Consider the following 12939-nt stretch of genomic DNA (forward strand, 5'->3'; position numbering starts at 1 on the left):
AGGCTGTTCCGGGTTCCGCCGTTGGCAGAAGAAGCGGCTGCGTCAGGAAATTCCCAGCTTATTTTGAAATGATGGCTATTCGATCATCCGCGTGGTGATCGGCGCCGAATCTAGGGTGTAGAAGCTTGCAGCAGCAAGCCATCCAGGCGAACGCATCATCCGCGAGGGGAGTGGGCAATGTCGGTTGTGGCAGCTGTCCCGGTTACTGACGAGTCCCAGCCCACGGCCGAGGCCGAGTGGGTCAGGCCGACGTGGGAAGAGGTAGTGACTAACCACTCCGCCAAGGTCTACCGCCTGGCGTACCGGCTCACGGGTAACAAATACGACGCCGAGGACCTCACCCAGGAAGTGTTCGTGCGGGTGTTCCGTTCGCTGGAGAACTTCAAGCCCGGCACCCTGGACGGCTGGCTGCACCGCATCACCACCAATCTCTTCCTCGACCAGGCCCGGCGTAAGAGCAGGATCCGCTTCGATGCGCTGGCCGAAGACGCCGAGTCGCGCATTCCCGGCCGCGAGCCGGGCCCGGAGCAGAGCTTCGAATTCAACAACCTTGACCTGGACGTGCAGGCCGCCCTGGAGGAGTTGCCGCCGGATTTCCGCGCTGCAGTGGTGCTGTGCGACCTCGAGGGCCTGTCCTACGACGAGGTTGCCGTGGCGCTGGACGTCAAGCTGGGTACGGTCAGGTCCCGGATCCACCGCGGCCGGACGATGTTGCGCGAAAAGCTCGCCCACCGCGATCCGAGGCCCCAGTCGGCCGCAAAGCAGACACTGAAGCCGAGGCTCAAGATGCCCCGCATCGCCGGCCTCCTCTGAACCGGTCAATGGGTCACCTGAAACATTTCCTCGCTGGCCTCACTTGCACGTACTTCGGCCGCAAGCCGGGCCGTGCCCTGCCGGGCGCGCAATCGCTCAGCGGCGCGGCCCAGGAGCGGCGCCGCAAGCACCTTGAGCGGTGTGAGGCGTGCCGGGCCCGGCTGCAGCGCGAACGCCAGTACCTCGAACGCCTGCGCGGTGCCGCTGTGCCCGCCGCCAGCGAGGACCTGACCGCCCGCCTGCTGGCACGGACCGGTGTGCTGGCTGCCGGCCAGGACGGCGCGGAGGCAGCGACGGCTCCCGCGCCTGATCCGCTCCCGGCATCGGGGACCGTGCCGCACCGGACTGTGCGTCAGAACAGGCCGCAGCACGGGAAGCCGTTTCGGCTTGCCGTCCAGATCGCCGGCGGGGCGGCCGCGACGGCAGTCCTGATGGGTGGCGCCGCCTACCTGTTGGGCAGCGAGACCACGCCGCCCGGCGAGGAAGCATTCAGCACCACCTTCCCCGGACGGAGCATCCCGGGCCCGGCACTGTCCTCCGAGAGCATCTCCATGGCCGCCTGGAAACTCAGCGGCGAGCCGGACGTCACTCCGGCGGGGTCGCTGAGCGCCGAACAGCTCTCCGCGCTGCGTGCCCGTGGCTGGAGCTGCCCGGAACTGCGGGAGCTCGGCTACCACCTGGTCTGGGCCCGCGGTGGAGTCACCGACGGCTCGGAAATCCTAGAGCTGCGGCTCACCGACGGCCGGCACTTTGCGACGGTCCTGGAGCAGCACGCCACAGCGGCCCCTGGGCTTCCTGGAACGGCCGGCGCCCTGCGGCCGGCACCCGGGCGGGACGGCTCGGCACAGGGGGATGCGGCGCCGCCCTCCGGACCTCCGGTGAACGTGCTGACCGGGCACCCGGCCACCGAGGACGGCTTCGTGGCCGCCCGGTTGGACACAGCCGCCGGACTCGACGCAACAGCGGCGCCCGCATCGTCCTCCGGCACCCTGTGGATCAACAAACACGCGCCTTTCCGTGCGATCTACCGGACCTCGACGGCCACCTTCACGTACGTTTCCGAGCTCCCGGCCGACCAGGCGGACGATGGCCTGGGAGCCCTGGTGCACTCCCGTCCGGCGACGTCCGCGATGTCACCGGCGGCGCCAGGCGACGGCGGTGTCCCTGCCCGGCTGGAGCGGGGCCTGGAACGAATCGTGGAGCTGCTCGCGCGATGAGGAGCGCCATCTCGCCGCATAGCGAAGGGGCCGCCAGCCGTGGCGCTTCGGGGTGTCTCGGAATCGTGCCGCGCAGGGCTGAGAGGGTAATCTCCTAGAGTGCTAGGAATCAACGGACCGGAGTTCATTCTTCTCCTGATCATCGGCCTTTTGGTGATCGGACCGAGCAGGCTGCCCGAATACACCCAGAAGCTGGCCAACATCGTCAAGGAAGTCCGGCGGATGGCTTCGGGCGCCCGCGAGCAGATCAAGGAAGAAGTCGGCATCGACATCGACGATGTGGACTGGAAGAAGTACGATCCGCGGCAGTATGACCCCCGCCGGATCATCAAGGAAGCCCTCCTGGAGGACGACACCAAACCCGTGAGCGCCGGAGCGCCGGCGGCGGTCGCCACCGCGGAGGAGCGCCCACCGGCCCGGGTGATCGAGCGCTTGCCGCAGGGTGTGCCCGCCCCGTTCGATTCCGAGGCCACCTAGGCGGACCGCAAGGCCGGGCCGGAGCTCGTCAGCGGGGCTGGAGGCCCAGCGACATTCCTTTCAGTCCGCGCGGGCTGGACGCCAGCTTGCCGGCAATGCCCGCCAGGGCAAGGGCTGCCGGAGTCTCGGGGCGGCCAAGCACCAGCGGAACCCCGGTGTCCCCGCCTTCGCGCAGCAGGATATCCAGCGGAATCTGCCCCAGCAGCGGTACCTCGGTACCGACCGTCGCAGAGAGCCGCTCGGCGAGGACCGCGCCGCCGCCGCTGCCGAAGAGTTCCATTCGTTCGCCGTCGGGCATCTCCAGGTAGGACATGTTCTCCACGACGCCGGCCACCGACTGCCCGGTTTGCACCGCGATTGCTCCGGCCCGCTCGGCGACATCGGCCGCCGCCGCCTGCGGCGTCGTGACCACCAGGATCTGCGCTTTCGGCAGCAGCTGGGCCACTGAAATGGCAATGTCTCCCGTGCCTGGGGGCAGATCCAGGAACAGCGCGTCCAGGTCGCCGAAGTAGACGTCCGTGAGGAACTGCTCCAGGGCGCGGTGCAGCATCGGCCCGCGCCAGGCCACCGGCTGGTTTCCGGTGACGAACATGCCGATGGAAATGACCTTGACGCCGTAGGCCACCGGCGGAAGGATCATGTCGTCCACCCGGGTGGGTGCCTGATCGATGCCCATCAACGCCGGGACGGAGAAGCCGTACACATCGGCGTCGACGATCCCCACCCGCAGCCCTTGCGCCGCGAGGGCGCAGGCCAGGTTCACGGTCACCGAGGACTTTCCGACGCCGCCCTTGCCGCTGGCCACGGCGTACACCTTGGTCAGGGAGCCGGGGGCGTTGAACGGGATGCCGCGCGCACCGCCCGGGCCGCGCAACTGCTCCTTGAGCGCATCGCGCTGTTCCTGGCTCATCACCTTGAGTTCGACGTCGACGGCGGTGACGCCTGGCACGGCCGTCAGCGCCGCCTCGCAGTCCGCGGTAATGGTGCCGCGCAGCGGGCAGCCCGCGATGGTGAGGAGCACGGTGATCCGGACCCGGCCGGAGCCGGAAACGTCCACCGAATCAACCATGCCGAGTTCGGTGATGGGCCGGCGCAGTTCCGGGTCGATCACCGTGGCCAGTGCCGCGTGCACCGAGCGTTCCACGGCGGACTGCGGGCCCGGTTCCGGTGTTGGTCCCTGTGTTTTTCCCGGTGTTGGTCCTTGTACTCTTCCCTTCGGACTGCTCATTGCGGGCTTGGCTCAGCTTTCGGGGTAGGTGTGTGGGGCGGACGGTTCCGGGCTGTCCTTGCCCTCGGTGCCGGCGTCGGGCCGGATGCGGGGTATTTGCTGGGTGCGGGGGTTGCGCTGTTTGTCGCGGCGTTCCTTGAGCTTTTCCTTGACCTTGTCCCGCGGGGAGTCCTGAATGCCGTCGGTGGCGTCGTGGCTGCGGAGTTCCTCCTGCGCCTCGAGCATGTCCTCGAGCAGGCTGCGCAGCTCGGCCCGGACGTAGTCGCGGGTGGCGACTTCGCGCAGGGCGATGCGCAGCGAGGCCAGCTCCCGGGTCAGGTACTCGGTGTCGGAGAGGTTGCGTTCGGCGCGCTGGCGGTCCTGCTGGAGCGAGACCTTGTCCCGGTCGTCCTGCCGGTTCTGCGCGAGCAGCAGCAGCGGGGCGGCGTAGGAGGCCTGGAGGGACAGCATCAGGGTCAGCAAGGTGAAACCCAGCGCCCGTGAATCGAACTGCCATTGCTCCGGTGCCCAGGTGTTCCAGCCCAGCCAGAACACACAGAACACGGTCATGTAGAGCAGGAACTGTGGGGTGCCCATGAACCGGGCAAAGCCCTCGGTGGCATGGCCGAAGGCATCCGGGTCGGGCCGGAACTTGGGCAGGATGCGCTGCCGGCCGCTGAGGGGCGTGTCGAGGGCGCCGGCGGTCTTTCCGCCGGGCCGGACGTTGGAGGTGCGTGGTGCGGTGGGATCAGCCAATGCGGCCTCCAAGCTTCCTTATCGGGGCGTCGTCCTCGTGGGCGCGCCAGTCATCGGGCAACAGATGATCAAGCACGTCATCAACAGTCACCGCCCCGACGAGCCGGCCGTCGTCGTTGACCACGGGGAGCGAGTTGAGGTTGTAGGTGGCCAGTGTGCGGGCCACTTCGCTGATGTGCGCCTGGTCCGAGACCGGTTCGAGGTTCTTGTCCACCAGGTTGCCGAGCGGCTCGGGCGGCGGGTAGCGCAGCAGCTGCTGGATGTGGACGACGCCGAGGAAGCGCCCCGTCGGGGTCTCCAGCGGCGGGCGGGCGATGAAGATGGAGGAGGCCAGCGCGGGGGAGAGCTCCTCGCGGCGGACGTGGGCGAGGGCCTCGGCGACGGTAGCTTCCGGGGGAAGGATGACTGGAACCGGCGTCATCAGGCCGCCGGCGGTGTCCTCGTCGTATTCGAGCAGGCGGCGGACGTCCTCGGCGCCTTCGGGTTCCATCAGCTGCAGCAGTTCTTCGGCCTGGGCGCTGGGGAGCTCGGCGAGGAGGTCGGCGGCGTCGTCCGGGTCCATCTCTTCCAGGACGTCGGCGGCGCGTTCGACGTCGAGGGCGGAGAGGATCTCCACCTGGTCGCCCTCGGGCATTTCCTGCAGGACGTCGGCGAGGCGTTCGTCCTGGAGCTCGCTGGCAACCTCGAAGCGCCGCTTGTCGCTCATCTCCTGGAGGGCCTCGGCGAAGTCGGCGGGCTTGAGGTCCTCGTGGGTGGCGACGAACTGGGTGGCGGCCTGGGGCTCGGTGCGGGCGCCCTGCTGGGCGTCGGCCCAGTCGATGATCATGGTTTCGTTGCGGCGCAGCCTGCTCAGCGGCGAGAGCGAGTGGCCGCGGCGGACGAAGAGCTTGCTGACGAACCAGTCGCCGGAGCGGTGCCGGTCCATCGCGATGTCCTCGATGGTGGCGTCGCCGCTGCCGTCGGCCAGGGTCACGCGGCGGTCGAACATCTCCGCGACCACGAGGGTTTCCGCGCCGCGCTGTTCGAACCGGCGCAGGTTAACCAGCCCGGTGCAGATGACCTGGGTCTGGTCGATCGAGGTAATGCGGGTCATCGGCACGAAGACGCGCTTTTTGCCGGGCACCTCGACGACGATGCCCACCACGTGCGGGGCGCCACGGTTGCCGCGGGCGAGCACGACAACGTCGCGCAGCCGGCCCAGACGGTCGCCCAAGGGGTCGAAGACGTCCAGTCCGAGGAGGCGCGCGACGAATACCCGCGAAAGAGTTGTGCTCACACCTACAGGCTACCGAGTCCGCTCTCTTTTAGCTGAATTTGCAGGCGCCGCCCAGCCGGATGGGTGAGAATGGGCGTATGTCAAACATTTTCGGTGGTCCAAAGGCAGGCGTCCCCGGCGGGGCGGATGAGTCCCGCGCTGTTCCCAAGGGGGACACGGTCGGTTCCTACAACTCCTACCTGGACGCCCAGAAGGCGGTGGACTACCTGGCGGACCAGYAGTTTCCCGTTCAGCTGGTCTCGATCGTCGGCAACGACCTGAAGATGGTGGAGCGCGTGACCGGCCGGCTTACCTACCCCCGCGTTGCGCTCTCCGGCGCGTTGAGCGGGATGTGGTTCGGCCTCTTCGTGGGCGTCATGCTCTCCTTCTTCTCGGAGTCCGGCGGGTACTTCTCGATCGTCACCTCGGTGCTGATGGGCGCGGCCTTCTTTATGCTGTTCGGCATCGTCACCTACGCGATGCAGCGCGGCAAGCGTGACTTCACCTCTACGAGCCAGGTGGTCGCGACGAACTACGACGTCGTGGTGGCCTTCGAGGCAGCCCATGAGGCGCGCCGCCTGCTGCACCAGCTGCCGATGACCCAGCGTGACGCATCCGTCCCGGGCTACCAGCAGCACGAGCACCAGCCGTTCCAGCCCGGCCCGCAGCAACCCGGCCAGTATCAGCCCGGCCCGCAGCAGCAGCCCGGCCAGCAGGGGCAGGGCCCCATGCCGCAGCGTCCCGCCGGGTGGAGCGATCCCTACGGCCAGCGGACCCCCGGCGTCGGCCAGCCGGCGGCAGGCGGCGGCGACCCGGCACAGGAAACGGAACCGGCCCGCCCCTCGGCTGTCAGCTACCCGGACCTGCCCGACGGGCGGCCACAGTACGGCGTCAGGGTCACGGATAAACCCCAGCAGGGAGAACACAGGCAGGGAGAACCCGGCCAACCCGAACCCCGCCAGGAAGAGCCCGGCCAGCCCGACCCCCGCCGGGACGGCGGCCAGGGCTAAGGGTAGAAGGACATAAAAGAAAGGACCGCCGGAATGGTTTCCGGCGGTCCTTACTTTTGTCAGTTCCGGCCCCTGGTCTGGCCTGATCTCTTGTCTTGCCCGGCCTAGGGCTGCTGGGCCTCAACGTCCTGGTAGATGCCCGCCATCCAGGACTCGACGTCGTCGGCCTTGCGCGGCAGCGCGGCGCTCAGGTTGACCGGGCCGTCGGCAGTCATCAGGATGTCGTCCTCGATCCGGACGCCGATGCCGCGGTACTCGGCCGGAATCCCGAGGTCCTCCTCCTTGAAGTACAGCCCGGGTTCGATCGTGAAGACCATGCCGGGCTCCAGGATTCCGTCCAGGTACAGCTCGCGCTTGGCCTGGGCGCAGTCGTGCACGTCCAGTCCAAGGTGGTGGCTGGTACCGTGCGGCATCCAGCGGCGGTGCTGCTGGCCCTCGGGGCTGATGGCCTCCTCGACGGACACCGGCAGCAGGCCCCATTCGGCGAGGCGCTCGGCCAGCACGGTGGTGGCGGCGGTGTGGATGTCGCGGAACTTGGTGCCGGGCTGCGCGGCGGCGAAGCCGGCGTCGGCGGCGTCGAGCACGGCCTCGTAGACCTTGCGCTGGACTTCGGAGAAGGTGCCGTTGGCCGGCAGGGTGCGGGTGATGTCCGCGGTGTACAGGGAGTCAGCCTCGACGCCTGCGTCCAGCAGCAGCAGCTCACCGGCAGTGACCTTGCCGGTGTTGCGGGTCCAGTGCAGCACGGTGGCGTTGTTGCCGGAGGCGGCGATGGTGTCGTAGCCCAGCTCGTTGCCCTCTTCGCGGGCCCGGGCGAAGAACGCGCCCTCGACGACGCGCTCGCCGCGGCGGTGGGTGAGGGCCCGCGGCAGGGCCTTGACCACCTCGGTGAAGCCCTCCACCGTGGCGGCCACGGCGGTCTTCATCTGTTCCACTTCCCATTCGTCCTTGATCAGGCGCAGCTCGGAGAGGGCCTCGCTGAGCTTCTCATCGAGCGCGTCCAGGACGCCCAGGTCCAGGTTCTCCGGATCCTTGGCGGTGTTGTAGCGGGCGGTGTCCACGAGCGCATCGATGTTCTCGTCCACTTTGCGCACCAGCCGGATCGAGATGCCGCCGATTTCCGGGGCGCCCACGTTCTTGGTGATGGCGAGTTCGAGTTCGGCCAGGTCCGCGGTCTCGAGTCCCAGTTGGGCCTTGAATTCGGCGAGGGTCGGCCGGGCGCCGATCCAGAACTCGCCCGAGCGGGAGTCTGCGTAGAACTGCTCGGTGTCCCGCCCGGCCAGCGGGCGGAAGTAGAGGGTCGCGCGGTGGTGGCCGCCGTCGTCGCCCTCGCCCTCGTCGACGGGCTCAAGGATGAGCACGGCGTCGGGCTCATGGTCCAGGCCCAGGCCGGTGAGGTGCGCGAAGCCGGAGTGCGGACGGAACCGGTAGTCGCAGTCGTTGGAGCGCACCTTCAGGGGCCCGGCGGGGATGACCAGTCGTTCACCTTTGAACAACTCTGAGATGGCCCGGCGGCGGGCGGCGGCGTGGCCGGCGACGGCGTCCAGTTCGGGCAGTTGCTCCCGGGCCGGGGCCCAGTTGCTGGCCATGAATGCCTTGAAGGCATCGGAGCTGGGCCGCTGCGAGCGGTTGTTGACGCGCTCTTCAAGGGGCTGGGAAGCGGAGACTTGGGTGTTATCTGCATCGTTCACCGTCCCATAGTCTCACCAGCTGCGCGGCTTAGGCCAACAAGCAGCACCGGCGGATCTACTAGGCTTAGCAGGTGAGGATTGACCTGCATGCCCACTCGAATGTTTCCGACGGCACCCAAGCGCCCGCGGAGGTGATCGCGTCCGCTGCGGAAGCCGGGCTCGACGTCGTCRCCCTGACCGACCACGACTCCACCGACGGCTGGGCCGAGGCCTCCACCGCGGCCCGGAAACACGGCGTGGCCCTGGTGCCCGGCATGGAGATCTCCTGCCGGACCAGCGAAGGCATCAGCGTCCACCTGCTCAGCTACCTGCACGACCCGGCCCACGCCGGGCTGCTGGAGGAAATCACCAAAGCCAAGGACGCCCGCTTCACCCGGGCCGAGCGGATGGTCAGCCTGCTCGCCGAGGACTACCCGCTGACCTGGGACGACGTCATCCACCACGTTGCCCCCGGCGCCACCCTGGGCCGGCCACACATCGCCGATGCCCTCGTGGCCGCGGGCGTGGTCGAGGACCGCAGTGAGGCCTTCGAATCGATCCTGACCTCGCGTTCCCGGTACTGGGTCCAGCACTACGCGCCGGACCCGGCCTACGCCGTCGAACTGGTCCGCGACGCCGGAGGGGTGCCCGTGTTCGCGCACCCCGTGGCGTCCTCGCGCGGACGGATCGTGGGCGAGGGCACCTACCGGGAGATGATCGACGCCGGCCTGGCCGGGCTGGAGATCGACCACAGGGACAACCCGGAGGAGGGCCGGGCCTTCCTGCGCCGACTGGCCGAGCGGCACGGCCTGCTCGTGACCGGGTCCTCCGACTACCACGGAACGGGCAAACCAAACCTGCTGGGCGAGAACCTGACCGCCCCTGAGGTGTTCGCACGGATCGAGGAACTGGGCACCGGATCGTCCGTGGTGCGCTGATGGAGTGGATTGACCTTCAGCTCCTGGCCTCCGTGATCGTCACGCTGTTCGTGATCATGGACCCGCCCGGGACGGTGCCGATCTTCATGTCGCTGACGGCCCAGATGGATGCCCGGGACCGTAACCTGTCGGCCTTCCAGGCGCTGCTGGTGGCCACCGGCGTGATCGTGACCTTCGCGATTTTCGGGCAGTCCATCCTGAACTACATGCACATCTCGCTCGCGGCCCTGCAGGGCGCCGGCGGGCTGCTGCTCGTGCTGATCGCGCTGCAGCTGCTCACCGGGTCCACCGGCGGCGAGGAGAATGCCGCGAAGTACAAGAACGTCGCGTTTGTGCCGCTGGGGACGCCGCTGATGGCGGGTCCGGGTGCGATCGTGGCCGTCATGGTGTTTGTCCAGCGCTCCAACAGCATGGCGCAGTACCTCGCCGTCGGGCTCGGGATCGCGGTGACGCTCGCATCCCTCTACCTGGCGATGCGCTTCGCCGGCGTCGTGCAGCGCGCGCTCGGGGAGAACGGCGTCGAACTGGTCACCCGCATCGCCGGCCTGCTGCTCTCGGCGATCGCGGTGCAGATGATCGCCGACGCCGTGCACGCCTTCGTCAAGAGCTGGACCTGACGGCGCCGCCCAACTGACTGGCAGTTGTTGTCGTTTTGGACCCTCAAAACGACAACAACTGCGAGCTAGTAGGGGAGTGCCGGGGGCTGGGTCCCGGGCAGGGCCGTGAAATCGGCGTGAGCGCCGAGCCGTTTGGCCATGACGTCGACGGCGGCCTGGTTCTGGTCCACGCAAACGAACTTCCGGTCGAGTTTCGCCGCCACGGCGCCGAGCGTGCCGGAGCCGGCGAAGAAGTCCAGGCACCAGTCCCCGGGCCGGCTGGAAGCCGCCACTACCCGCCGGATCAGGCCCTCGGGCTTCTGCGTCGGGTAGCCGGTCTTTTCCCTGCCGGTGGGGGAGACAATCGTGTGCCACCAGACGTCGGTGGGCAGCTTGCCGAGTTCGCGTTTGGCCGGGGTGACCAGCCCGGGTGCCATGTACGGCTCCCGGTCCACTTCGGCGCTGTCGAAGTGGTACTTTGCCGGGTTCTTCACGTACACGAGGATGTTGTCGTGTTTGGTCGGCCAGCGGAACTTGGCCCTGGCGCCGTAGTCGTAAGCCCAGATGATCTCGTTGAGGAAGCACTCGCGGCCGAAGATCGCATCCAGCATGACCTTGGCGTAGTGCACCTCGCGGTAGTCGAGGTGCAGGTACAGGGTGCCGTCGTCGGCGAGCAGCCGCCAGGCCTCGACGAGCCTGGGCTCCAAAAAGGACCAGTAGTCGCTGAAGGCATCGTCGTAGCTGTGCAGCGCGCCCTTGATGGTGTCGTAGGAGCGGCCCTTGAAGCCGACGCGGTCGCCCTCGCCTCCGGTGTTGAGCACCATCTTGGTTTCCTGGCGCCGCTGGACCCGGCCCGTGTTGAAGGGCGGGTCCACGTAAATGAGTGTGAAGGCGCCGTCCGGCAGCGTCGGGAGGTACTCCGCGTTATCCGCGTGAACCACCAGGTTGCTGCCGTCCGGCGCCCAAACGGTGTCAGACATGTTGGGGATTAGGCCTCGGTGCTGCGTGCCGGGGCGCCGCCCTGTGCCTCGCCGGCGACCACTTCGCCGTTGCGGCGGCGGGTGCGGGTGCGGCGGCGTGCGCGGGTGGCCCGGTCGACCTCGGTCGGGGCCTTTGCCGTTGCCGGGGCGCTTGCCTCGGCGGGCCCGGTGGCGGATTCCTTCTCGGGCGAACGACGGCGGCGCTCACCGGAGCGGCCGCCTTCGCGGGAGCCCTCACGGCCACCTTCGCGGGAGCCGGAGCGTCCGCCCTCGCGGGAGCCCTCGCGTCCGGCGGAGCGTCCGCCCTCGCGGGAACCGGAGCGTCCGCTGCCCCTGGCACCGTCACGGCCGCTGTCTTTGGCGCTGCCGCGAGCGTTTTTCTTGCCCGTTTCGCCGAGGTCCTCGAGGACTTCGGCGTCGACGCCGGCAAGCACCCGCTTGTCGCGCGGGAGGCGGCCCTTGGTGCCTTCGGGGATGTCCAGTTCCTCGTACAGGTGCGGCGAGGAGGAGTAGGTCTCGACCGGCTCGGGCACGCTCAGGCCGAGGGCCTTGTTGATCAAGCCCCAGCGCGGCATGTCGTCCCAGTCCACGAAGGTCACCGCGGTGCCCTTGTTGCCGGCGCGGCCGGTGCGGCCGACGCGGTGCAGGTAGATCTTCTCGTCCTCGACGCACTGGTAGTTGATCACGTGCGTGACGTCGTCGACGTCGATGCCGCGGGCCGCGACGTCGGTGGCGACAAGGACGTCCACCTTGTTGTTGCGGAAGGCGCGCAGCGCCTGCTCGCGGGCGCCCTGGCCGAGGTCGCCGTGAATCGCGGCCGCGGCGAAACCGCGGTCCACGAGTTCCTCGGCGACCTTCGCGGCGGTGCGCTTGGTCTTGGTGAAGATGATGGTCCGGCCGCGGCCGCGGGCCTGCAGGATGCGGGACACCACTTCAATCTTGTCCATGCTGTGCGCGCGGTAGATCAGCTGGCGGATGTCGCGCTTGGTCAGGCCCTCGTCCTCCGGGTCCGCGGCGCGGATGTGGGTGGGCTGGCTCATGTAGCGGCGGGCCATCGCGATGACCGGGCCGGGCATGGTGGCCGAGAACAGCAGGGTCTGGCGCACGGCCGGGGTGCCGGCGATGAGCGTCTCGACGTCCGGCAGGAAGCCGAGGTCCAGCATTTCGTCGGCTTCGTCCAGGATGACCATCTTGACGTTCTTGAGGACCAGGTGCTTCTGCTTGTAGAGATCGATCAGTCGCCCCGGGGTGCCGACGACGATCTCGACGCCCTGCTGGAGGGCCTCGACCTGCGGCTCGTAGGCGCGTCCGCCGTAGATCGTGGTGATGCGGGCGTTGCGCTTCTTGGCCGCGTTCTGCAAATCGCTGGCGACCTGCACGGCGAGTTCGCGGGTGGGGACGATCACGAGGGCCTGCGGGGCGCCGGGTGCGGGGAGCTTGTCGAAGCCCGCGTCCTCGCGTCCGACGACGCGCTGCAGGGCCGGGATGCCGAAGCCGAGGGTCTTGCCGGTGCCGGTCTTGGCCTGGCCGATGATGTCGTGGCCGCCGAGGGCAACGGGCAGCGTCATGGCCTGGATGGGGAAGGGGTGGGTGATCCCGGCGTCGGCGAGGGATTCGACGATGTCGGCGCGGACGTTGTAGTCGGCGAAGGACTTTTCCGCGATTTCGTGCGGGGTCTCGTCCGAGATGATGGTCTCTTCCGGCTCAATCGATTCCGTGCCGGATTCGTCAGTCAGAAGCTGGTGCGTGTGCAATTCACTCACAGGGGAGTTTCCTTATTCATTTGGGCTGCGCTGCTTGCTCAACGGGGCCGGCGCAGGGCCGTTCCGGAGCACGCTCAGGGGCGCAAGCAAGTCCAGTGGAAGCCGATCGCGGGCTATCTAAATGCTGGCACTGGGACCAGCGGGTGTGTCTCAAGATCGCGTAGGGGCGGGCTTGTCGAATTCGAAAAACATGGAAATCAACGACCGGGCATCCATTACTACCCTTCCAGTCTAGCCGTTCGCCGTTCGGAACCTCGACC

General features: G+C 68.3%; 12 protein-coding genes. 6 read left to right on the forward strand and 6 right to left on the reverse strand.

The window, feature by feature from the left end:
• Window positions 1-177: 177 nt before the first annotated feature.
• From sigE to AC1DK9_RS04100, 3 genes are all read left to right on the forward strand, one after another.
• Window positions 178-813, forward strand: coding sequence for an RNA polymerase sigma factor SigE (gene sigE, locus AC1DK9_RS04090; RefSeq protein ID WP_476863043.1), 636 nt, complete (start codon window positions 178-180; stop codon window positions 811-813).
• An 8-nt stretch (window positions 814-821) separates the two neighbouring features.
• Window positions 822-2030 (forward strand): anti-sigma factor family protein, encoded by a 1209-nt coding sequence (locus AC1DK9_RS04095; protein ID WP_476915063.1) that lies wholly within the window; start codon window positions 822-824, stop codon window positions 2028-2030.
• 99 nt (window positions 2031-2129) lie between these two features.
• A complete protein-coding gene (locus tag AC1DK9_RS04100; RefSeq protein WP_476863045.1) occupies window positions 2130-2507 on the forward strand; it encodes a twin-arginine translocase TatA/TatE family subunit in 378 nt (125 codons plus the stop codon).
• A gap of 28 nt (window positions 2508-2535) precedes the next feature.
• Here the strand turns inward: AC1DK9_RS04100 and AC1DK9_RS04105 are convergent, their stop codons facing one another.
• The 3 genes from AC1DK9_RS04105 to AC1DK9_RS04115 form a co-directional block, all read right to left on the reverse strand.
• Entirely contained in the window at window positions 2536-3639 is a 1104-nt protein-coding gene (locus tag AC1DK9_RS04105; protein ID WP_476863046.1) for an Mrp/NBP35 family ATP-binding protein, read from the reverse strand.
• 108 nt (window positions 3640-3747) lie between these two features.
• Entirely contained in the window at window positions 3748-4482 is a 735-nt protein-coding gene (locus AC1DK9_RS04110) for a DUF1003 domain-containing protein (protein WP_476863047.1), read from the reverse strand.
• The gene (locus AC1DK9_RS04115; RefSeq protein WP_476863048.1) at window positions 4463-5746 is read right to left on the reverse strand and encodes a magnesium transporter MgtE N-terminal domain-containing protein; all 1284 of its coding nucleotides are present in this window, start codon (window positions 5744-5746) and stop codon (window positions 4463-4465) included. Before AC1DK9_RS04115 ends, AC1DK9_RS04110 begins: the two co-directional genes overlap by 20 nt.
• 77 nt (window positions 5747-5823) lie before the next feature.
• Here AC1DK9_RS04115 and AC1DK9_RS04120 point away from each other — a divergent pair, with 77 nt between their 5' ends.
• Window positions 5824-6735: a YflT domain-containing protein gene (locus AC1DK9_RS04120; protein ID WP_476915064.1), complete on the forward strand. Its 912-nt coding sequence runs from the start codon at window positions 5824-5826 to the stop codon at window positions 6733-6735.
• Window positions 6736-6839: 104 nt separating this feature from the next.
• Here AC1DK9_RS04120 and AC1DK9_RS04125 read toward each other — a convergent pair whose 3' ends face one another.
• Window positions 6840-8423 carry an aminopeptidase P family protein gene (locus AC1DK9_RS04125; protein WP_476863050.1) on the reverse strand — a complete coding sequence of 528 codons (1584 nt, stop codon included), beginning with the start codon at window positions 8421-8423 and terminating at the stop codon, window positions 6840-6842.
• Between the two features lie 71 nt (window positions 8424-8494).
• On the opposite strand from AC1DK9_RS04125, the gene AC1DK9_RS04130 reads away from it, so the two are divergent.
• Together AC1DK9_RS04130 and AC1DK9_RS04135 are read left to right on the forward strand one after the other, a co-directional pair.
• Window positions 8495-9340, forward strand: a complete 846-nt coding sequence (locus AC1DK9_RS04130; protein WP_476915065.1) for a PHP domain-containing protein — start codon at window positions 8495-8497, stop codon at window positions 9338-9340.
• A gap of 8 nt (window positions 9341-9348) precedes the next feature.
• Window positions 9349-9957, forward strand: a complete 609-nt coding sequence (locus AC1DK9_RS04135; RefSeq protein ID WP_476915238.1) for a MarC family protein — start codon at window positions 9349-9351, stop codon at window positions 9955-9957.
• A 65-nt stretch (window positions 9958-10022) separates the two neighbouring features.
• Here AC1DK9_RS04135 and AC1DK9_RS04140 read toward each other — a convergent pair whose 3' ends face one another.
• Both AC1DK9_RS04140 and AC1DK9_RS04145 read right to left on the reverse strand, forming a co-directional pair.
• Entirely contained in the window at window positions 10023-10916 is an 894-nt protein-coding gene (locus AC1DK9_RS04140; protein WP_476915066.1) for a DNA-methyltransferase, read from the reverse strand.
• Window positions 10917-10924: 8 nt separating this feature from the next.
• A complete protein-coding gene (locus AC1DK9_RS04145; RefSeq protein ID WP_476915067.1) occupies window positions 10925-12679 on the reverse strand; it encodes a DEAD/DEAH box helicase in 1755 nt (584 codons plus the stop codon).
• Window positions 12680-12939 lie beyond the last annotated feature (260 nt).

It is taken from the genome of Arthrobacter sp. 01T414, assembly GCF_056398965.1.